This window comes from Clostridium thermobutyricum (assembly GCF_000371465.1).
In the GTDB taxonomy this organism is placed as follows: Bacteria; Bacillota; Clostridia; order Clostridiales; family Clostridiaceae; genus Clostridium; species Clostridium thermobutyricum.
In genome coordinates, this window is sequence record NZ_KB850956.1 from 553,350 (window position 1) to 575,729 (window position 22,380).

The 22,380-nt window shown below is 26.3% G+C and carries 22 protein-coding genes; 18 read left to right on the forward strand and 4 right to left on the reverse strand.

Annotated elements, in window-relative coordinates; all coding sequences use genetic code 11:
* Positions 1-22 precede the first annotated feature (22 nt).
* The 3 genes from HMPREF1092_RS17060 to HMPREF1092_RS02450 all read left to right on the forward strand — a co-directional run bounded on the left by HMPREF1092_RS17060 (position 23) and on the right by HMPREF1092_RS02450 (position 1,460).
* The gene (locus HMPREF1092_RS17060; RefSeq protein WP_002597004.1) at positions 23-484 is read left to right on the forward strand and encodes a hypothetical protein; all 462 of its coding nucleotides are present in this window, start codon (positions 23-25) and stop codon (positions 482-484) included.
* A gap of 23 nt (positions 485-507) precedes the next feature.
* Positions 508-771 carry a hypothetical protein gene (locus tag HMPREF1092_RS16920; RefSeq protein ID WP_002597005.1) on the forward strand — a complete coding sequence of 88 codons (264 nt, stop codon included), beginning with the start codon at positions 508-510 and terminating at the stop codon, positions 769-771.
* A 167-nt stretch (positions 772-938) separates the two neighbouring features.
* The gene (locus HMPREF1092_RS02450) at positions 939-1,460 is read left to right on the forward strand and encodes a hypothetical protein (protein ID WP_002597006.1); all 522 of its coding nucleotides are present in this window, start codon (positions 939-941) and stop codon (positions 1,458-1,460) included.
* Between the two features lie 125 nt (positions 1,461-1,585).
* Here the strand turns inward: HMPREF1092_RS02450 and HMPREF1092_RS02455 are convergent, their stop codons facing one another.
* Complete coding sequence (locus HMPREF1092_RS02455) at positions 1,586-2,509, reverse strand: hypothetical protein (RefSeq protein WP_002597007.1); 924 nt, start codon at positions 2,507-2,509, stop codon at positions 1,586-1,588.
* Positions 2,510-2,588: 79 nt separating this feature from the next.
* On the opposite strand from HMPREF1092_RS02455, the gene HMPREF1092_RS02460 reads away from it, so the two are divergent.
* Positions 2,589-3,812 (forward strand): hypothetical protein, encoded by a 1,224-nt coding sequence (locus HMPREF1092_RS02460; protein ID WP_002597008.1) that lies wholly within the window; start codon positions 2,589-2,591, stop codon positions 3,810-3,812.
* Positions 3,813-3,822: 10 nt separating this feature from the next.
* Here HMPREF1092_RS02460 and perR read toward each other — a convergent pair whose 3' ends face one another.
* Complete coding sequence (perR, locus tag HMPREF1092_RS02465; protein ID WP_002597009.1) at positions 3,823-4,230, reverse strand: transcriptional regulator PerR; 408 nt, start codon at positions 4,228-4,230, stop codon at positions 3,823-3,825.
* Between the two features lie 371 nt (positions 4,231-4,601).
* Between perR and HMPREF1092_RS02470 the strand changes: the two genes are divergently transcribed.
* The 3 genes from HMPREF1092_RS02470 to HMPREF1092_RS02480 all read left to right on the forward strand — a co-directional run bounded on the left by HMPREF1092_RS02470 (position 4,602) and on the right by HMPREF1092_RS02480 (position 5,890).
* Complete coding sequence (locus tag HMPREF1092_RS02470) at positions 4,602-4,931, forward strand: hypothetical protein (RefSeq protein WP_002597010.1); 330 nt, start codon at positions 4,602-4,604, stop codon at positions 4,929-4,931.
* Positions 4,932-5,007: 76 nt separating this feature from the next.
* Positions 5,008-5,601 (forward strand): EAL and HDOD domain-containing protein, encoded by a 594-nt coding sequence (locus HMPREF1092_RS02475; RefSeq protein ID WP_002597011.1) that lies wholly within the window; start codon positions 5,008-5,010, stop codon positions 5,599-5,601.
* 100 nt (positions 5,602-5,701) lie between these two features.
* Complete coding sequence (locus tag HMPREF1092_RS02480) at positions 5,702-5,890, forward strand: hypothetical protein (RefSeq protein ID WP_002597012.1); 189 nt, start codon at positions 5,702-5,704, stop codon at positions 5,888-5,890.
* 34 nt (positions 5,891-5,924) lie between these two features.
* Here the strand turns inward: HMPREF1092_RS02480 and HMPREF1092_RS02485 are convergent, their stop codons facing one another.
* The gene (locus HMPREF1092_RS02485) at positions 5,925-7,397 is read right to left on the reverse strand and encodes a nicotinate phosphoribosyltransferase (protein ID WP_002597013.1); all 1,473 of its coding nucleotides are present in this window, start codon (positions 7,395-7,397) and stop codon (positions 5,925-5,927) included.
* A 108-nt stretch (positions 7,398-7,505) separates the two neighbouring features.
* Here HMPREF1092_RS02485 and HMPREF1092_RS02490 point away from each other — a divergent pair, with 108 nt between their 5' ends.
* From HMPREF1092_RS02490 to HMPREF1092_RS02505, 4 genes are all read left to right on the forward strand, one after another.
* The gene (locus tag HMPREF1092_RS02490) at positions 7,506-9,515 is read left to right on the forward strand and encodes an ATP-dependent helicase (protein WP_040413601.1); all 2,010 of its coding nucleotides are present in this window, start codon (positions 7,506-7,508) and stop codon (positions 9,513-9,515) included.
* Positions 9,516-9,677: 162 nt separating this feature from the next.
* Complete coding sequence (locus tag HMPREF1092_RS02495) at positions 9,678-10,859, forward strand: M20 metallopeptidase family protein (RefSeq protein ID WP_002597015.1); 1,182 nt, start codon at positions 9,678-9,680, stop codon at positions 10,857-10,859.
* A gap of 70 nt (positions 10,860-10,929) precedes the next feature.
* Complete coding sequence (locus HMPREF1092_RS02500) at positions 10,930-11,901, forward strand: RluA family pseudouridine synthase (protein WP_002597016.1); 972 nt, start codon at positions 10,930-10,932, stop codon at positions 11,899-11,901.
* Positions 11,902-11,916: 15 nt separating this feature from the next.
* The gene (locus HMPREF1092_RS02505) at positions 11,917-13,536 is read left to right on the forward strand and encodes a putative polysaccharide biosynthesis protein (protein ID WP_002597017.1); all 1,620 of its coding nucleotides are present in this window, start codon (positions 11,917-11,919) and stop codon (positions 13,534-13,536) included.
* A 48-nt stretch (positions 13,537-13,584) separates the two neighbouring features.
* On the opposite strand, the gene spoVB is transcribed toward HMPREF1092_RS02505, so the two are convergent.
* The gene (gene spoVB / locus HMPREF1092_RS02510) at positions 13,585-15,081 is read right to left on the reverse strand and encodes a stage V sporulation protein B (protein WP_002597018.1); all 1,497 of its coding nucleotides are present in this window, start codon (positions 15,079-15,081) and stop codon (positions 13,585-13,587) included.
* Positions 15,082-15,244: 163 nt separating this feature from the next.
* On the opposite strand from spoVB, the gene HMPREF1092_RS02515 reads away from it, so the two are divergent.
* From HMPREF1092_RS02515 to HMPREF1092_RS02545, 7 genes are all read left to right on the forward strand, one after another.
* A complete protein-coding gene (locus HMPREF1092_RS02515) occupies positions 15,245-16,540 on the forward strand; it encodes a PQQ-dependent sugar dehydrogenase family protein (protein ID WP_002597019.1) in 1,296 nt (431 codons plus the stop codon).
* A 100-nt stretch (positions 16,541-16,640) separates the two neighbouring features.
* Positions 16,641-17,123, forward strand: coding sequence for a hypothetical protein (locus HMPREF1092_RS02520; protein WP_002597020.1), 483 nt, complete (start codon positions 16,641-16,643; stop codon positions 17,121-17,123).
* A 22-nt stretch (positions 17,124-17,145) separates the two neighbouring features.
* A complete protein-coding gene (locus HMPREF1092_RS02525; protein WP_002597021.1) occupies positions 17,146-18,801 on the forward strand; it encodes a B12-binding domain-containing radical SAM protein in 1,656 nt (551 codons plus the stop codon).
* A 183-nt stretch (positions 18,802-18,984) separates the two neighbouring features.
* A complete protein-coding gene (locus HMPREF1092_RS02530) occupies positions 18,985-19,311 on the forward strand; it encodes a hypothetical protein (RefSeq protein ID WP_002597022.1) in 327 nt (108 codons plus the stop codon).
* A complete protein-coding gene (locus tag HMPREF1092_RS02535; RefSeq protein WP_002597023.1) occupies positions 19,298-21,247 on the forward strand; it encodes a V-type ATP synthase subunit I in 1,950 nt (649 codons plus the stop codon). The genes HMPREF1092_RS02530 and HMPREF1092_RS02535 overlap by 14 nt, the downstream gene beginning before the upstream one ends.
* Positions 21,248-21,272: 25 nt before the next feature.
* Entirely contained in the window at positions 21,273-21,764 is a 492-nt protein-coding gene (locus HMPREF1092_RS02540) for a V-type ATP synthase subunit K (RefSeq protein WP_002597024.1), read from the forward strand.
* A gap of 16 nt (positions 21,765-21,780) precedes the next feature.
* Positions 21,781-22,371: a V-type ATP synthase subunit E gene (locus HMPREF1092_RS02545; RefSeq protein ID WP_002597025.1), complete on the forward strand. Its 591-nt coding sequence runs from the start codon at positions 21,781-21,783 to the stop codon at positions 22,369-22,371.
* Positions 22,372-22,380: the final 9 nt, after the last annotated feature.

A 22,380-nucleotide genomic window follows, 5' to 3' on the forward strand; every position in this document is an offset into this window, starting at 1 on the left:
AAAAAATAGGAGGATTTTGTTTATGGAAATTAATGATATTTTAAACGGATTTAACGAATCAGATTGTGATGATTCAAATTCATGTGATTGCAATAATAATCATCATCATAATGATGGATGCAATAATGGATGTAATAACTTTGGTAATAATGGATGCAATAATAACTTCTTTTGTTGGTTTATATTGATAATATTATTATGTGGTTGTAATGGAAATAATAGAGGCGGACGTAGAAATAATTGCTGTTGCTGCTGTGATTGTTGTTGTGATTGTTGCTGCGAAAAACCTAGATTTAAAAAATGTAAAGAAACTTTCTATGTTCCAGTAGATCCTTGCTTTGGAATGATGAATAATAATCAAGGCTGGGGTGGATTCGGAGATGGATTCGGATGCGGAAATAGCTGGTTTGTATGGATCATATTAATATTAATATGTTGCTGTGGATCTGGTTTCAATGGAAATTCATGTAATTCATTTTGCTAATAAATAGTATGGAGGAATAAATTATGTCAAGAAGAAGAAGAAGAAGATGTTGCTGCTCAAACGGAAGTACAGTTATAATGCCTAATTGGAATAATAGTGGAAGTTGTCAAAATGATAACTGGGGAATCTGGATAATATTAGTTTTAATAATTGCTTGCTGTGGATGCGGAAACGATGGATTTGGAAATAATTCAAATTGCTGTAATAATGGAAATAATAGCTGGTTTTGCTGGTTATTTTTAATAATCATTGTTTGCGGTTGCGGAGGAAATGGATGGGGATGGTAATCTCTTAATTTCTTTAGGTGATTAAATCTAAACAAATTAATCAATTTAATAGATGAATTGATAGTTGTTGGAGGGCTTTTATAGCCCTCCAAAAAAATGCCTAAAAATAATAACAAAAATATATTTTATACATATAATGTAAAGATAAATTATAATTGGAGGTTAATATGGGTAGTAAGAGAAAGCATAGGAATAGAAATGAAGATGATTATTTAGAAGATTCACAAGGTCAAATTAATAATCCTTTTGGATTAGATATGAATAGTTTAATGGGAATGCTAGGAAATATAGATAAGAATAAACTTAACAATATGATGAATTCTCTAAATCAAAATGGTATAAACATGGATAACTTTAATGGGAATATTAATAATGGAATAGAGAATAATATGAATAGCCAAAATAATTTTGGAAATATGGATCCAATGAAATTATTAAATAATTTAATGAATAATAATATGAATAATGCTGTAAATAATAACGCTAATATTAATAATGAAGGCTTTAGTGGAGTAAATAATGAAAATAATATTAAACATAATGAAAAGAAGGATTATAATGTAGATAAAGATGATCCTAATATCCAAATGTTATTATCATTAAGAAAGATAGTTAGTAAAGAGAGAATTAAATTTATAGATAAGGCTATTTATTTATATGTAAATGGGGCATTTGGGGATTTAAATTAAAATGAATAAAAATAATATTACTGGTAAATAATATTACTGTAAAAGAAAAAATCTTTTATAAACTATATTATTAAATTAGTATAGTTATCCCCCATCCCCCTTTTAAGGCCGCAAAAGCGGCCTTTTTATTTTTTATTAAAAAAGAAATTCATTTTTGAAATTCTAAGAGTATTATTATAATAATCTTTATTTAAAGTAACTTCTACATTAAAAGGCTCTATAGTGTTATCTTTTAAATTTTTCCTATTAAAATATAGAGTATAATTACATTCTTTTATGTCTCCATTGTCATCTATTTCAGTATCAAAGAAAAAGCCATCAATTAGTTTATAAGAAAAATTGCTTTTATCAAGTTTCCAAAGATTAGATAAATCCTTAGAAGAAATTGAATCAGTGAATACATCAGGGTGACTTTCAACTTCAACATCAAGGTTTATATATTTTATAAGAGGAATAATACTATCAATTCCAGGGACTACTAATGAATCTCTAGTAGAATTAATTAATTCATTATTTATAATCATGTTAGATCTTATATTTTCCTTATTTTTATTATAATTTAATGAAATAAATTGAGGTGTTTTATTTAAATTAGAATCAATAACACCGCAAACATTATTGGAGTTTTGTAATGTTAATTCAAAATTATTATTATAAGAAAAAAGATAATTAATAGTTGAATTATTTTTTATACCTTGAATTAATATTTCAGGTTTATTATCTCTAGAGATATTTATAAATCTAAGTTTAAATATATTACCTTCTCCATTAGAGCAAAGAAAATTGTCCTCTAAAAGAGAGCTTAGAAGAATTGTTGATTTTTGAGTTGTTATTTTAACGTCATAAGAATTATCAGATTGTATTATTTCTATAGTTTCATTTACTCCATCACCAGTTAAATCAATTAAATGTTTTTTGTTAATATCTACTGAAGAATAAGTGCTAATAGTTTTTTTTGAGTTAATAAAGAAAATAAAAAGAGTAAAACAAAGAATTACTACTAATAATATAAGTAAGTATTTAAAATATTTTAATTTATTAAATTTCATTAATATCCCTCCCATAATAAAGTATATGAAAAAGAATAGAATAAATGATTAGATATTATATTTGTAAAAGGAGAAAAAGATGAGATACAGAAAAAGAAAAAGAATCTATTGTGCCTTATTATTAATTATTTTATTATTTAATTTTATATCATGTAGTAAAGAAGAAAGTAAAAATGTAAAACTTTATTACAATAAAAATACGGTTAAAGAGATAAGTGTAGTAGAAGAGATTATAAAAGAATATAAAAAGAAAGTTGGAAAAGAAATTACCTTAGTTGGAGTTGAAAAAGAAGAGGATATGGTAGAATTTATAGGAGAGGATAAAGAATCTAATATAGTAATTTTAGATGGATATTCTTTTGTAGATTTTGCTAATAAAGATTATTTAAGAGATATAAGTTATCTTTATAAAGATAAGAAAACAAGAGAAAAATTTGCACTTATAAATAATGTTTATGGAAGATTGTTAGGAAGTTATTATGGAATAGGATTTATGCCATTTTCATTAGATTTAGTATGTAATGATAAATTATTAGAAAGCATGGGGTTAAATGTTAAAGAAGATAATTTATTTAAAGCTATATCAATTTTAACTAGCAAAGGAATAAAAATACCAACATACATAAAAAGTGAGTATACAAAAGAATTGCTTTTAAGTGCTGTTGTTGCAAATGATACTATAATATATGATATGAATCAAGAATATGTAAAAGGAAAATTAGAAAATGATATATATACTATAAAAGATGGTCAAAAGATATTTAATGTAATAAATGATTATTATAAGCAAGGAATTTTAAAAGAAAGCAATTTCATAGAAGGTGGAGAGGATTTAATAGAAAAATTTAATAAAGGAGAAATTCCTGTTGTACTTACAACTACTCTTTCTTCAGATAAATTTGATAGCTCAATAAATACAACTCTAATCAATAAGCAACCTATAGAAAATAAATATGTAAATGCTGCAACTGGAGTAGATATAATAATTTGTGCAACAGTTGGAAATCATCAAGAAAATGATGTAGAAAGTTTTCTAAGATTTTTACTTCAAGGTGGAGCCATGGAAGGCTTAGATAAACTAAAAGTAGTAACAGGAAATAAAATGGGAGACAGTTCTTTAATAGGAGTCCAAGGAGATATGGCAAGTAGTATTCAAGCTATAGCAGAAGTAAATAGATTTTATTTTAATAGAATATCAAATAAAGATATATTGAGTATTAGTGATGAAGTTAAAAATGTAATGGAAGGAAAATATGATGGGAAAGAGTGGGAAAGAGTGTTAAATAAAAAAACAACGCAGTAATTGCGTTGTTTTATTGACAATCTTTACAGATTCCATAGAAATATAGTTGGTTTGAAAGAACTTTATAATCTGAAACTTTTTGTGCATCAGTATTTATATCTTTAAATACTTCATTAGATAAATCATCAACTCTACTACATTTGATACATTGAATATGTGGATGAGTTTCGCATTTACCATCATATCTAAAGTTTCCTTCTCCAACATTTAATTCTTTTACTAAACCTACTTCTACTAGAGTTTTTAAAGCTTTATATACTGTAGCTAAACTCATAGTTGGGTATTCTGGTTGAATAGCTTTGTATATAACTTCAGCAGATGGATGCTCTTTTGTACTCATAAGATACTTGTAAACTGCAAGTCTTTGAGGAGTAAGCTTAAGTTTTTTTTCTTTAAAAATTGTTGTTATATTCTCCATAGTAAATACTCCTTATCTTATATATAAGGTTATTATATATGCTAAACTAAAAAAAATCAATGATTATTCAATAAATATCTATCTTAATTAATAAATATTATTATCTAATATATGAAAAAATAATATAAAATATTATAAAATGGTTGAATTAGAAAAAGTTTTATGTTAAAATATAAACAAAGTTGTTAAAAAAATAACGATTCCGTGTTTATTTATTTTTATTTTTATAGAACAGTTCTCTGTTCTTTTTTTTTTAATAATTTATTAAATTTAAATCAAAATATACACAAATGGAAAAGATTAGTTGCAAGAAAAGGTGCAAGGTGATAAAATCGAGATATAGAATAGGATAAATTTAGGAGGAAAGTCACATGGCTAAATACAAAGTTGGAGATAAATTAATAATAATAAATGACCCTACAAAAGAAAAAGAAAAATTAAAAGAACTTACAAAATTAGAAGTTGAAGACCAATATGCTCAAATTTCTTGGGGAATAAAAATTGTAAAGGTTGAATATGATAAGCCAAATGTTACATTAACATATAGAAATATAAAGGGTGAATTAAATAAAGTTTTTGCTGAATGCAGAGATATTGAAAATTTTGATCAAGAAAAAGTTTTAGAAAAAGCTTTATTAAAGGCATTCCAAAATGAAATAATAGACCTTTCAGTAGGAAAAAATATTGGATTCTTTAAATAAACATTATATTACCGTATGCTATTAATTTAGTATACGGTAATTATTCTAATGTTAGGGTTTATTAGGAGGAATTTTGATGAATATATTTTTGGCAAAGCAAGGGATATATAATCGCCAAAATGAAATTGTTGCTTATGAACTATTATATAGAAATTCTTATAAAAATTATTATGATGAAAGTGTAGATGGGAATTATGCAACTCTACAAGTAGTTTCAAATATTTTAAATATAGGAAAAGAAAACTTAATAGAAGATAAAAGAGCATTTATAAACTTTTCAAAGAAATGTTTAATAAATGGATTAGTTAATACTTTGTCAAAAGATAATATAGTAGTAGAAATATTAGAAAATATAGATCCTACAGAAGAAGTTAAAAGGAAAATTAAAGAACTAAAAGATGAAGGCTACATAATTGCATTAGATGATGTTACCTTAAATATAAGATACATGGAATTCGCAGAATTAGTAGATATATATAAAATAGATTTCATAGATACAACTAAAAAAGATAGAAATATAATTTTATCTAAAATTAAAAGTATAAACTCAAAAGCAAAATTTTTAGCAGAGAAAATAGAGTGCAAAGAAGATTATGAAGAAGCTTTTTGCGAAGGGTATGATTATTTTCAGGGGTATTATTTAAGCAAACCTATAGTTGTTCAAGAATAAAAAGAGAAAAATAGGAAAATTTACAAAATACTTTATTTTTTGAGAAAAGTATTATATAATATTTATAAAATGGTTTCGTTTACAAGATGGAGGAGAATTTATGAGAAAATGCCCGTTTTGGTCATCAGATGAAAATTATACTGAATGCTTTTCAGAATGTGTCATGAATAAAGATGTAGAAAATGGAGATGAATGCGTTTTTATAAGTTATTTAGATTTAGATGATGGCTTTGGAAAACTAAGAATTGAAGATGTATTAAAAGAGGTAGTATTAGATATTGCTGAATAAAAATATTAAAAAGAGACGTTTTTAACGTCTCTTTTTAATATGCATTATTAGCAGCATGAAGTAATGTGTGTTTTAATGACCAAAGTTTGTGAGAAAGGTCAATATAATAAGTATGTGGATTTTCAAATCTAAGGATTTCAGACCAAAATCTATTTAACTCATTTTTAGCTCTATCCTTTGCTTCTAAAACTGTAGGGCATTCATAAATAAGATTACCTTTATCAAAAATTTTAACTGCTAAATCTTCATAGTAGAAATTAGTTATAGTCTTATTCTTCCATGTATCACTTGGGTGAAAAATAGTAAGAGGTTTATTAACATCTATTTCTTCGTCATTAAGAAGAATTAAATCAGCAATAGCCTTTTGTGAATTATTATCAAATAATCTAACAGTTCTTTTAAATCCTGGATTAGTTATCTTTTCATTATTTTCACTTATTTTAATTTTAGGAATTATTTCATTATCATTTTCTACAGCAACTAATTTATAAACTCCGCCAAATACAGGTTCAGATTTAGCTGTTATAAGTCTTTCACCAACACCAAATGAATCTATTTGAGCTCCTTGAGCTAAAACATCACGTATTATATGCTCATCAAGAGAGTTAGAAACAACTATCTTACAATCAGGATATCCAGCTTCATCTAGCATTTGTCTACATTTAGTTGTAAGATAAGTTATATCTCCAGAATCAATTCTTATACCAGTTGGTCTTTTACCTAATGGTTTTAAAATTTCATCAAAAACCTTTATTGCATTAGGAATACCAGATTTTAATACATTGTATGTGTCAACAAGTAAAAGACAATTATCTGGATAAACTTCTGCCCATGATTTGAAGGCTTCATATTCTGTGTCAAAAAGTTGAACCCAACTATGAGCCATAGTACCAATTGCAGGAATATTAAATTTTTGGTCAGCTATTGTACAAGCAGTTGAATCACAACCACCTATAATTGAAGCTCTAGCTCCATAAATAGCACCATCATATCCTTGAGCTCTTCTAGAACCAAATTCCATTACAGTTCTTCCTTTAGCAGCACGACAAATTCTATTAGCTTTTGTTGCTATTAAAGTTTGATGATTAATTGTAAGTAGAATCATAGTTTCTACAAATTGTGCTTGAACTATTGGACCTCTAACAGTTACAAGAGGTTCATTTGGAAATACTGGTGTTCCTTCAGGAACTGCCCAAACATCACATTCAAATTTAAAGTTTCTTAAATATTCTAAAAAATCTTTAGAAAATATATTTTTACTTTCTAAATATTCTATGTCATCATTAGTAAATTTTAAAGATTGTAAATACTCTACAAGCTGTTCAACTCCAGCCATTATACAATATCCACCACCATCAGGAACACGTCTAAAATACATATCAAAATATGCTATTTTATTTTGAAGATTTTTTGAAAAATAGCCGTTTCCCATTGTAAGTTCATAAAAGTCAGTTAACATGGTTAAATTTCTTTCATCTTTAATGTCGAAAATTTTATTAGTATTCATGTCTATCTCCTTATAAAAATATTTAAAACTATTGTACATCTTAAAAAGAATTATTACAATATAGTTATTTGAATGAAATAATGGATATAATTTTAAAAGGAAGGTGATATTTTGATATTAGATAAAAACCAAAAAGAAGCAGTCTATGGAAAAGAAAAAAATATACTTGTAGTTGCAGCTCCAGGTTCGGGAAAAACTACAGTTATAATAAATAGAATAAATTACTTAATAAATAACTTAAATGTACAAAATAAAAACATAGTTGTTATCACATTTACAAAGTCTGCAGCCTTAAATATGAAGGAAAGATATAAAAAGGTTTTTATGCGAAATTCAGCACCATTCTTTGGAACATTTCATGGATTATTTTATAAAATTCTATTAAGAGAGGGAATGAAAATATCTATAGTAGAAGAATATAAAACCAATAAATTAATTCAAGGAATTTTAAAAAATTATTTTGATGAAATAAATGATGATAAAGTAAAAGAAGTAAAAAATAATATTTCTCTTTTCAAAACTTCTAGAATAGATATAAAAGAATTTAAGCCAACTATAACAAAAAATATATTTGAAGAATGTTTATATACATATGAAAATTTCAAAAAAGAAAATGGGCTTTTAGATTTTGATGATTTAGCAATAAAGACATTAGAATTGTTAGAAAACAATAGTAAGCTTTTAAATGGATATAGAGGGTTATTTAAATATATGTTAGTTGATGAATTTCAAGATTGCGATAATTTGCAAGTTGAATTTTTAAAACTTATAAATAGTGGGGAAAATAATAATCTTTTTTGTGTTGGAGATGAAGATCAATGTATATATTCTTTTAGAGGCTCAAAACCAGAATATATGGTAATCTTTAATCAGATATTTAAAGAGGGGAAAAAATACTTTTTAGAAACTAATTATCGAAGTGTTAAAAATATAGTTGAAGGATCTAAAAATTTAATCTCTTCTAATATAAGTAGAAATGAAAAGACAATACAAGCTTTCAACAAAGAAGATGGAGAAGTTGAAATTTTATTTCCTTCTGATGAAAAAGAACAAAGTGATTTAGTTGTAAAAAAAATAAAAGAAAATGTTTGGAATAAAGATTATAAATTTGAAGATAACATAATTTTATATAGAACTAATGCTGAGGGAATGAGTTTTGTAGATGCTCTTACACGAAGTAAGATACCTTTTAATATATTAGATAAAGAATATAATTTTTATGATCATTTTATATGCAAAGACATAATTGCTTATTTAAATTTAGCTTTAAATAGTAATAGTAAAACAGATTTTTTAAGAATAATAAATAGACCTTTTAGATATGTAAGTAAGGCAAATGTTGAATATGTTAGAAGTTATAGAGAAGAGAAAAATCCTTTTGATATTTTAATTGAAAAAAAAGATATTCATTCATTTCAAAAGGGAAAATTAGAAGATTTAAAAAAAGATATAAACTATCTCTCTAAACTATCTCTCGGAAGTGCAATACAATTTATAATAAGTGATTTAGAATATATAGAATATTTAAAGGAATACGCTGAAAAATTTAGCCAAAGCTTAGATGATTTAGAAGAGATATTAGAAGAGTTTAAAATATTAGCAAGTGATTTTACAAATATATTAGACTTTTTTAATCATATAGAAGAAGTTAAAGAAGAAATAAAAAGTTCTAAAAACAAAGAAGAAAATGAAGATAGGGTTATATTAAGTACTATTCATAGAGTAAAAGGAATGGAATTTAAAAATGTATTTATAGCTAACTGTGTAGAAGATTCAATTCCTCATAGTTCTGCAAAAGAAAATATAGAGGAAGAAAGAAGAATTTTTTATGTTGGTATGACTAGAGCTATAGATAATCTTTATATGTTTTCTCCTAAAACTAAAGGTGGAAAAGTTAAAGATAGATCTAGATTTTTAGATGAAACAAAATTTGCTTTAAAAGAATTAGAGAATAAGGGATATATAGTAGGAGCAAAAGTATTTCATAAAGGTCGTGGAGAAAAAGGAATAATAAGAAAAATAGAGGGAGATAGAATAACTATTTTACTTATGGATAGTGGCGAAAAAACTTTCAAATTAAGTATTCTTTTAGAGAAAAATCTTTTAAGATTAGAATAACTCATAAGTTGAAGCCTTAGAAAATATGCTATATAATTTAAAATAAAGACTTATATTCAATATGAATATAAGTCTTTATTTACATTTCTTTAATAAGAATGAACCAAAATAGCAAAAGAATTATATCTTACTAAAGAATAAATAAAATTTAGGAGAAAAATAATGATAGATTTTTTAAATGAAGCAAAAGCTTTTAAAGATGAATTAATAGATATACGTAGAGATTTTCATATGCATCCTGAGTTAGGATTTGAACTTCCTAGAACTTTAGGAAAAATAAAAGAATTTTTAGATAATGAAGGAATAGAATACAAAGAATTTGGAATAAGTGGACTTTGTGGAATAATAAAAGGAGAAAAAGACGATAATGGAAAGGTAATAGGAATAAGAGCAGATATGGATGCACTTCCTATAGAAGATAGAAAAGCTTGTCCATATTCTTCAAAAGAAAAAGGAAAAATGCATGCATGTGGACATGATGCACATTCAACAATACTTCTTGGAGTAGCTAGAATTCTTAACAAAAATAAAGACAAATTTGGAGGAACAATTAAGCTTTTATTTGAACCTGCTGAAGAAACAACTGGAGGAGCACCTCACATGATAAAAGATGGTGTTTTAGAAAATCCAAGAGTTCAAAAAATAATAGGTCTTCACGTAGAAGAAAAATTAGAAGTAGGAAAAATAATGATAAAAAATGGAATGGTAAATGCAGCTTCTAATCCTTATAAAATAAAAGTTAAAGGACATGGAGGTCATGGAGCTAGACCAAACACAACTGTTGATCCTATAGTTATAGGAGCTAATATTGTTAGCACATTACAAACAATAATAAGTAGAGAATTGTCTCCATTAAACCCTGGAGTTATAACAGTTGGAAGTTTTCATTCTGGTACAGCTCAAAATATTATACCAGAAGAAGCACAAATAGAAGGAATTATAAGAACTACTACACCAGAAGATAGAAAATATGTAACTGAAAGAGTTGTTCAAGTTGCAGAAGGAATAGCAAAAGCATCAAGAGGAGAAGTAGAAGTATTAATAGAAGAAAGCTATCCATGTTTAATAAATGAAGATAGTGTAGTTTCTCTTATAAGAAATAGTGCTAAAGATATAATAGGAGAAGAAAATGTATTAGAACAACCAAATCCAAGTATGGGAGTAGAAAGTTTTGCATATTTTGCAATGGAAAGGGACTCAGCTTTTTATTTCTTAGGAACTGGAAGCGTAGCTAAAGATAGTTTTAGACCAGCACATAGTAGTCTTTTTGATATAGATGAAGAGGCTTTACCAATAGGTGTTGCAATTCAATGTAAAGCAGCCTTTGATTATTTGACATTATAGTAAATAAATATTAATCTATTTAGATGAGGAAAATGTTCACTAAAGAAGTAAAATAGGAGTTGATTAAGTAGTGAGAATTGAAATTGGTGTTAATGAGGCAGGCCAAAGATTAGATAAGTTCTTAAGAAAATTATTAAAAGATGTACCTTTAAGTGCAATTTTTAAAGCATTAAGAAAAGGTGACATAAGAGTTAATGGGAAAAAACAAAAAGAAAAGTATTCACTAGAATTAAATGATGTAGTGGAAATAAGATATATTCAAAGTAAAAAAGCAAAAGAAACTAATGATAATTTTATAAAAGTTGATGCAAAAAGAATGAAAATTTCTTATGAAGATGAAAATATGTTAGTTGTTGAAAAATGGCCAGGAATATTAGTTCATCCTGATAGCAACAAAAAAATACCAACGCTTACAGACTATGTGCTTTCATATTTAAATGAAAAAGGTGCATATCTTCCAGAAAAAGAAATAACTTTTACTCCAGCACCATGTAATAGATTGGATAGAAATACTTCAGGTATGGTTGTGTTTGGTAAAAGTTTTGAAGGATTAAAGGAATTAAATGAAATAATAAGAGAAGGTAAAGTTAAAAAATACTATAATACTATAGTAAAAGGAAGAATAAAAGATGGTCTTTATAAAGGATATATTCTAAAAAATGAAGATACTAATATATCAAGAATATTTGATAAAAAAGTTCCAGATTCAAAAGAGATTTCTATGGAAGTTAAAACAATACAGTCAAATGGAGCATTTTCATTTTTAGAAATTGACTTAATTACAGGAAGAAGTCATCAAATTAGAGCACATCTTTCACATTTAGGATGTCCAATAATAGGTGATGAAAAATATGGAGATAAAAAGACAAATTCATTCTTCAGAAGTAAGTTTGGATTAGAATTCCAATTCTTATATGCCTATAAATTAAATTTCAAAAAAATTGATGGTAAAATGAGCTACTTAACAGATAAAATAATAGTAGAAACATTACCACCTATATTTAAGAAAATTAAAAAGGATGTATTTAAATTTAATATTTAAATCAGGGGAAAGAAAATGAAGGAACAATCATCGGTTACAAAAGGATTTATGATACTTTCTTTTGCAGGGATAATATCTAAAGTGCTATCGGCATTTTATGTTCCGTTATTAACCAGAATAATTGGCTATGAAGGAATGGGGATATACGGAAAAGGGTATGATGTATTTATGTTTGTTTATGCAGTAACAACTATGGGATGTCAACCTGCCGTTGCAAAAGTAATTTCAGAATTAAAAGCTACTGGAAATGAAAGGGATTCTGAAAGAGCTCTTAAAGTTTCAAGAAAGATGTTTGGACTAATTGGAGGAATAGCAGCAGTTTTAGTTATTATATTAGCTTATCCAGTTGCTAAACTTACAAATACAGAGCCAGCAGTTTTTTCTATTATGTTTTTAGGGCCAAGTGTATTTTTAACAGCTGTATTAGCTGCATATAGAGGATATTTTCAAGGTAGAGAGATGATGCAAGGAATTGCTATATCTCAAGTTCTAGAACAAATATTAAATGTAATAATAAGTTTATTATGTGCATTTTTGTTCATGAATATAAGCTTACCTTTAGGAGCAGCAGGAGGAACTATTGGTACATCAATAGGAGCTCTAATTGCAGTAATTTATTTAATTTCTGTTTATGAGAAAAAAATAAAAAGAAAAAAAGCAAAAGTAACTGAAGAAACAGGAAATAAAATAAGTGATCATTCTATTAAAAGAAAAATTTATTCTTATGCTATTCCAATAACACTTATAGCAGGAATTCAAAACTTTGGTGGAATGGTAGATATGTTTAATGTAAATGATAGACTTTTACATGCAGGATATAATTTAGCAACAGCTAATACACTATATGGTTTATTTGTAAACTATAGAGTTTTACTAGGATTACCACTAATAATAATAACTTCATTAACAACAATAATATTACCAAATATTGCGAAGAATTATGCTTTAAGAAATAGAAAAGCTATAATAAAGCAAATTAATTTTGGATTTAGACTAACTTTTGCTATAACAATACCAGCAGCAGTTGGAATGTCTTTATTGAGTAAAGAAATTTATATGATTCTTTTCAATAGAGATAGAGGTTCATACATAATGATGTTAGGTTCCTTTATATTAATATTTATGTCAATTGCTCAAGTTCAATCATCTATTCTTCAAGGTATGAGTAAATTTAGACCTTTAATAGCAGCCTTTTCTATAGGTGTAATATTTAAAGTTCTTGGAAACTATATATTTGTTGGAATTCCTTCACTAAACATTTTAGGAGTTTTAATTGGTAATTTCTTTTATTTTGCAGTTCCATCCTTCTTATGTTATAAAACATTAAGAAAGACAGTTAAATATAGAATTCCTGTGCTTAGAGTTTGTATAAAACCAATTATTGCATCAATTGTTATGGGAATAGTTATTTGGGGATTAAAATTCCCATTAGAAAGCATAACTCTTATGTTAAGCTCAAAGTTGATAAAATGGATATTTATTTTAGTATACACAATAATTCTTACGGGAATAGGCTCATTTGTTTATTTTATTGTTATGATAAAAATAGGTGGTTTAAGAAAATCAGACTTAGAATCAATGTCACCTAAAATATATAGACTAATACCAGGATTTTTAAGAAATCAAATGAGATAAATAACTTAAAAAAGGAGTAAATCAGATATGATTTACTCCTTTTTTATATTAATCAGAACCAAATTTTGATAAATAAGTATAAATTGCAAATACTATAGCTACTATGGAAAGTGTTGTAAAAGTATTTAAAGTTATTTTAGTTATATTAATAAAAAGATTTATTAATAAGTAAATCAAAATACTTATTAAAGTAAATATAATTACATCAACAATAGAAATATTTATTTTTAAACATTTATCTACTTCATATAAATTGATAGTTAAGCAAACTATTGAACTTATAAATAAAGTTATACTGAAGCCATATACATTTATTTGTGGAATTGAAGTAAAGATAAACAATGATATAAGTTCTATTGAAGCCACTATCAACGAGTTCCTAACAATTATTCCTTGTTTATTCAATCCATTTAATATTCCAAACATAGTTACTGATGAAAAATAAATTGGTGCTGATAATGAAGCCATTTTTATATATCCACCTAAGTCATTTCTAGAATAAAAAATTTCTCCTAGATTTTGTGGGACAAGATTACAGATAACTGTAGTAGCAAGTCCTAATAAAAATGCAATTTTTAAAACTTTTCTTATCCTCATAGCAGCATCATAATTTCTACCCTGACTTAAAGTTTGAGAAAGGTCAGGAATTAGTAATGTATTTATAGTACCTACAACTATAAGAGGAATTCCTATTAATGTCATAGCCATTCCAGTATATTTACCTATCATTCCAAGAGCTTGATTATAATCAAATCCTGCTACCATAAGTCTACGGGGAACAACCCAAGTAGATAAAGTAGAGAATATGCCATTTAAAAATCCATTTACGCAAAGTGGAAATGATATAACTAATACATTAAATAATAATTGCATTCTACTTTCTGTTTTAATATTAGGTCTATAAGGAAGTTTGTTTGTACATTTTTTATAATAAAAAAATAAAAATATTAGACTTTGTAACTCTCCAATAGCAAGAGAAACATAAGCAAGAGTAACTAACATAGCTAAATTATTTGTTTTAAAAGTATATAAAAGCAAAAATATAGTTACTAATCTCATAGCTTTTTCAAAAATATCAATTAGAGCAGGAATTTTTATTTTTGATGTTCCTAAAAAGTATCCTTTTAATATATTTGATAAAGAAATGAAAACCATAGCCGGACAGGCAACTCTTATAGCGTTTATTGTTCTAATATCATGAACTCCAAATTTTGCAATTATAGGTGCAAAGAAAAATACAAAAATTCCTATTATAATAGCCCAAATGATATTGAATACAGAAACAGTCTTAATTGTTTTTGTTAAATTTTCATGTTCACCAGAATTATGATATACTGCAGCAACTTTAGAAATAGCTGCAACAATTCCTGATGTCATAAGACAAATAACAAGATGGTATATTGGTAGGACAAGATTATACAATCCCATTCCTTCAGCCCCTAATACTTTAGATAAATAAATTGAAAATATAAACCCAAGAATACCAGTGGCGATATTTGATGCTGTTAATAAGAAAGAATTTCTAAAAAAATTATCCTGTTTCAAATATAATCACTCCTTTAACTACAATACATACTATTCTTAAAAAGTAAGAATTATACTGTAAATTAGAAAAAGATTATCTAAATAATTAGAATTAAGTTAATTTAGGAATATTTATAAAGCTAATTTAAATATAAATTAAAGAGGAAATTATAGGAGAGATGTTATGAAGAAATTTTTTAAGTATTCTTTGGCGAGTATTTGCATTGTTTTAATAGCTTTTGGAATTTATATTTATACTAGTGGATATAGAATAGAAGTACAGCAAAAAGGAATAAATAGTGATGTATTTTTGAAGGGATTTGAAAATGCTATTGAATTAGAAACAGATGAAAATGGAAATTATTTTGTATGTTATGAAAAAGAGATAGTTAAAATTAATTCTGATAATAAAACAGAAAAAATTTACACTAATAATAGTTTAGAAATTGAAGATGTACTTTATATGAAAGAAAATCTTCTTATATTATCAAGAGGAGACTTATTGAAATTTGATTTATCTAATGGACATGTAGAGAGAATACTTAAAGATATTCCGTATGGTGGTGAAAATATAAAAAGAAAATTGCTTGAAAAAGACGGAAAATTACTGTTATCAATAGGAACATATACTAACACAGGGATAGCTGAAGAAGGAGATATATTTACTAAAAGCTTTTGGGATAAAAGTCCTATAAATCTAACTCTAAATGGAGAAAATTATGGAAATGATAAAACAGGTGCTTTTAGAGAATATGGAAAAGAGAGCAAAGAAAATGAAGAGGTTAAAGCAGCTCTATTAGGTAATGGAGCAGTATATGAAGTCGATATAAATAGTAAGAAATCAGTTCTTTATTCAAGTGGAATAAAAAATATAACTAGTTGGGATTTAAATAGTAAAAATGAAATTGTGTGTGCAGTTGAAGGATTAGAAGCTGAAGGAGTGAGAGGAGCTTTAAGAGACTCAGATTATATTTATAAAATAAATAAAGGGTCTTGGTATGGATGGCCAGATTATAGTGGTGGAGATAAAATAAGTTCACCTAAATTTTCAGATTCTAAAGAAATAGCACCTTTAATAAAATATCCTCCAGAAAAAAATGTTAAAGGTCCTTATTATGAGCATAATAAACTAAAAAGTATATCAGAGCTTGCAATAGATAAAAAGGGAATTTTATTAGAAAAAGATACAATAGTTTTCTTTGATAATTTAGAAAAGAAATTATATTCTATAGATAATAATAAAGTTGTAAAAGAAATTTTAAGTTTTGATAAGAATAGTAAAATAGAAAAAATAATTTTTTTAGATACAAAGTGTTTGTTATTAGATAGTAATTCAGGATATATATACAGTATACAAAAGGATAAAATGGCATTTATTAATGAAATACCTAAAAGTATAATAGTAATAATAATAACATTAGGATTAGTTATTATGTTAATTCTTGTAAATAAGGCTTTAAAAAGAAAAAATATAAAATAATTTAATTAAAGTATCTTCCTTTATTTAAAGAGAAGGTACTTTTTCTTTTAAAAAATGTAAAATAATGGTAAAATTAAATTGTTTAAAAGGGGGAGAGTTTATGAAAAAAACAATTTTATTAAATTTAATCAATTTAAAAATAGAAGGAGATGTTATAGATTATTCATTAGAAGATTTTTCTATAATACAAAATGAAAATAATTCAGCTATAGATGAAATAGCAATTACAACAGAAGCTTCTAAATTTATAAACCAATATGATTCAGGAATTTTATTTTTTAACCTTAATAATATTTGGACAAAAAGCAAAAGAGAAGAAATAATAGATGATATTACGGATTATATAAAGAAAGATGGATATATATATATATGGGATTTAAATAAGAGTTTTGGAGAAATTGTAGATGTAGAACTTAAAGTTTTATGTCCTGATGATAATTTTAAAAAAGTAAGTGTAAAAAATAACAACATATTTGCATGTTTAAATATAGAGGAAATAGAAAAAATTCTTGAAAAAAATTGTAAAATAGAAGAAACTAAAGTTTGGGAGGATATGTTTTTTATAAAAGCCCAAAAAATTTAAAACGAAAAGAGGAATTATTTTAATGAAAATATTATTTACAGCAGTTAATTCAAAATTTGTACACAGTAACTTAGCAGTGAGATATTTAAAAGCATTTACTAAGGATATGGATTATGAAGGAAAGATAAGAGAATTTTCAATAAATGATAGAGAAGAAAAGATATTAGAAGAAATAATTAAAGAAAAACCAGATGTTGTAGCTTTTTCTACTTATATATGGAATGTTGAAATGGTAGGAAGATTAGCAGATTTAATAAAAAGAGTTGATGAAAATATAGAAATATTATATGGAGGACCAGAAGTTTCATATGATAGCACTATATTTTTAAAAGAACATATTGGTGATTATGTAATAGTAGGGGAAGGAGAAAAGACATTAAGAGAGTTTATAGAATATAAGTTAGGTAAAAGAGAAATAACTTCTATAAGAGGATTAGTTTATAGAGAAGATAAAGAAATTAATTTTAATGGGAATAGACCTCTTATGTCATTAGACGAAATTGTTTTTCCTTATGAAGAGGATGAAGATCTAAATAATAAGATTGTTTACTATGAAGCATCAAGAGGATGTCCTTTTAATTGTAAATATTGTCTTTCATCAACAGTTCATGGAGTTAGATTTCAAGATATAGATAGAGTTTTAAAAGAACTTAAGTATTTTGTAGATAAAAAAGTAAGATTAGTTAAGTTTGTTGACAGAACTTTTAACTGTAATCATAAATTTGCAATGGCTATATGGGATTTTTTAATAAAGCAAGATACAGAAACTCAATTCCATTTTGAAATATCAGCAGACATATTAAAAAATGAAGAAATAGAGCTTTTAAGAAATGCACCAGATGGAAGATTCCAATTTGAAGTTGGTGTACAAACAACAAATGATGAAATTCTTCATAATATAAATAGATTTGTTAATTTTAGTGATATAAAAGAAAAAGTAGTAGAGCTTCTTTCATTAAGAAATATAAAACAACATTTAGATCTTATAGCAGGATTACCAGGAGAAGATTTTCAATCATTTAAAAAATCATTTAATGATGTTCATTCAATAAAACCAGAAGAAATACAATTAGGATTTTTAAAACTTCTAAAAGGATCATCAATGAGAGAAGAAAGTGAAAAATGGGGAATGAGATTTTCACAATACCCTCCTTATGAAATATTAAGTACAAATAACATAAGTTATTTTGAGTTATTAGAACTTAAAAAAGTTGAACACATGGTTGATAAATATTATAACAGTGGAAAATTTAATTATATTTTAGAATATTTCTATCCAAAATTTGAAACTCCATTTGATTTCTTTTATTCATTAGGAAAATTCTATGAAAGTAAAGGGTATTTTGATAGAAGTATAGGAAATAATGAATATTATAAATTATTTTTAGATTTTACAAATGAGATATTAAAAGAAGATAATACAAGATTAAAAGAAATAATAAGATATGAATATTTACTTCATAATAAAAAAAGAGGAATACCTGAATTTTTAAAGGGTAACATAACTAAAGATGAAGAGAGAGAGATAAAAGAAAGATTAAGAGAAGAATATTCTTTTAGAGAATATTTCATCGAAAAATTTACAATAGATATTGAAAGATATAAAAAATGTGGCGAAATATACGATAAAGATACATATTCGTTACTAAATAATAATAATAAATTCATATTTCTATAATTAAATAATATAAATTCGTTAAAAATTTGGAATATTAATCCTATATTAATAAAATTCTATAAAAATTAAGAATTTTATTGAAATTATTCTTAAAAGGTGTATAATGTAATTAAAGAGTAATTAATACTATATAAAGTATTAATTTATATATTTTTTTTAATTACTAGTAAAGGTGGTGAGATTTTGGCATTAGAGGCAATTAAAGAAGTTAAAAAAGCAGAAAGTACAGCAGAAGAGTTAATTAAAGATGCAAATGCAAAAGCAAAAGAGATGATTCAAATAGCTGATAAAGAGGCTTTAAACGAATATAATGAAGTCTTAAATGAGGCAAAAAAGGAATGCGAAAACATTATGAATAATGCAATCCAAGAAGGCAATAAAGAGGCAGAGCCTATTATTGCTAAAGGGGAATCAGAGGCAAAAGAGATTTTAAATGTATCCATTGATAAAAAAAAGGATGCAATGAAATTAGTGATTGAGAGGATAGTGAAGACAAATGGCAATAGTTAAGATGAATAAATTCACCTTACTAACCTTTGAGTCTAAAAAAGATGCTCTATTAGAAAAATTACAAGGGTTTTCAGAAGTAGAATTTATAGATTTACAAAATGAAGATTACTTAGAAGAAAATAAAGAGTTAAGAGAGCTTTCTAAGGATACTGTTGATGAAGAGTTTAGTAATTGTGAAGAAGAATTATCCAAAGCAAAATTTGCTCTTGACTTCTTAAAGGGTTATGTGCCTCAAAAATCAGGATTGAAAGCAATGAAAGAAGGAAAAAAATCCTTAAGCCAAAAAGAGCTTCAAGATAAAGTTTTAAATAGTAACTGGCATGAAGTTTATGATAAGGTAAAGGAAAAAGAGCTTCAATTAATAGAATTAGATAATGAAATTACAAAGTTAGAAACTGAATGCGCATTATTAAAGCCATGGGAAGGTTTAGATGCATCCTTTAGTGACATAAATAGTTTAAAAACTCCACATTTCATAGGAAGTGTAGCTAAAAATTATGAAGAAGCTTTAGTAAGTGAATTATCAAATTGCTACCTTGAAATAATATGCAGAAATAATCAAGACATTTTCTTTTTCGCATTATCTAATGAAGATAACAAAGAAAAAGTTGAAGAAGTTTTAAGAGGATTTGGATTTAGTCAATTCAAAATGGATACTGGCGAAATTCCAATGAATACAATACACACAGACATGGATAGAATTGAAAAAATCAAGTCTGAGAAGTTTTTTATAAAAGAAGAATTAGCAGCACTTGAAGAAGGATTAAATAAGCTAGAGTTAGTTTATGAATACTATCATAATATTTACACAAGAAAGCTTGCTAAAAATAACTTCTTAAAAACTAACAATACTGTAGTAATACAGGGATGGATACCTGTAGAGAAAAATGAAGAATTATCTAATATAGGAAAAAAAATACTTGGAGAAGACTATTACTTAACTTATGAAGAAGTTAAAGAAGAAGAAATACCAAATGTACCAATAAAACTTAAGAATAATTCTTTAAATAAATCATTTGAAAATATTACAGAGATGTATAGTTTACCAAGATATAATGATATTGACCCAACACCACTTTTAGCACCATTCTTCTTATTATTCTTTGGAATGATGGTTGCTGATATTGGGTATGGATTATTAGTGCTTATAGGTTCTTTAATAGCATTAAAAGCTTTTAAATTAGAGGAAAAGCAAAGGGAATTTGCTAAATTTTTCTTCTGGTTGAGTTTCCCAACAATTGCATTTGGGGCAATATATGGGGCATTCTTTGGTGATTTAATACCACTTCCAGCACTTATAAATACCAAAACAGATGTAACTACTATTTTAGTTATGTCAATAGTATTTGGTGTAATTCAAATATTCTTTGGATTAGGAATTAAAGCTTATGTTTTAGTAAGATCAGGAAAACCACTAGATGCATTTTTTGATGTTGGTTCATGGGTAATAACTCTTGTATCAATAGGAGTTTTTGCTTTTGGAAAAATGAATGGAAATGGATTAGTTGGAAATATTGGAATGTGGTGTATGATCTTTGGTATGGTGCTTATCGTACTTACACAAGGAAGACAAATGAAATCAAAAGGTGGAAAGATAGGTCAAGGGTTATACGAATTATATGGAATAACAGGGTATATCGGAGACTTAGTTTCTTATACAAGACTTATGGCTTTAGGGCTAGCAGGTGGTTCAATAGCAGGAGCATTAAATCTTATTATAGGGATGTTCCCAGGAGTAGCATTAGTAATTTTTGGTCCTATTGTATTTATTTTAGGACATGTATTTAACTTAGGTTTATCATTACTAGGTGCTTATGTTCACACATGTAGATTAGAGTATGTTGAATACTTCTCAAAATTCTATGATGGTGGAGGAAGACCATTCAAGCCATTTAAGACATTAGACAAGTTTATAGACATTAAAAAAGAAAGTTAGTTTTTATTAATTAGGAGGATTTAAAATGGAAAATACATTTACAACATGGATTGAGTTTTTTGGAGCAAATGGAGGAATTATATTTGCTGCATTAGGAGTAGCATTAGCAGTAGGATTATCAGGAATAGGTTCAGCTAAAGGAGTTGGGCTAGTAGGGGAAGCAGCTTCAGGATTAATGACAGAAGAACCAGAGAAATTTGGTAAAGCGTTAGTTCTTCAATTATTACCAGGTACTCAAGGGTTATATGGATTCGTTATCGGATTATTAGTTTACTTAAAAATCGGTGCTGGTATGGACTTTAAAACTGGTTTATTCTTATTCTTCGCTTGTTTACCAATAGCAATTGCTGGTTTATTCTCAGGTATAGCTCAAGGTAAAGTTGCAGCATCAGGTATTCAAATATTAGCTAAAAAGCCAGAGCAAACTACAAAAGGAATCATATTTGCGGCAATGGTTGAAACTTACGCATTATTAGGATTCGTTGTATCAATCTTATTAGTATTCAGCGTTAAATAGTTAGGGATGTGAAGATATGTCAAATGTTAATAATCTAACTTCTAAAATCTTAAAGGATGCAGAAGAAAGAAAAAGTAGCATATTAGCTAAGGCAGAAGAAGAAAAAAATAAGATAATTAATAAAAAAAGAGATGAAGCTAATAGGCTAAAAACTTCAATGATAGAAAAAGCAAAATTAGAAAGCGCTACAAGAAAAGAAAGAATACTTTCAAGTGCTGAATTAAAGGTTAGAAATGAAAAGTTACTTTCAAAGGGGAAGGTTATTGACGAAGTATTTAATATGAGCGTGGAAAACCTATGCCAAATGAATGAAAATGACTTTAGAAATTTCGTTAAAAGTTCTATATTAAGTTTAAATATAGAAGGAGACGAAAATATAATTTTAAATGCAAACGGAAAGAAAGCAATAAATGAAGCTTTCATTAAAGAAATAAATAATGAGCTTAAAGATAAAGGAAATCTTAAATTAAGTCAAAGTGAAGGAAAATTTAGAGGTGGATTTATCTTAGAAAAAAATGGAATAGAGATAAATTATACATTTGAAGCTCTAGTTCAATCACTAAGAGAAGAACTTGAATTTGAAGTAGCAAACATACTTTTTAATTAAGGAGGATTA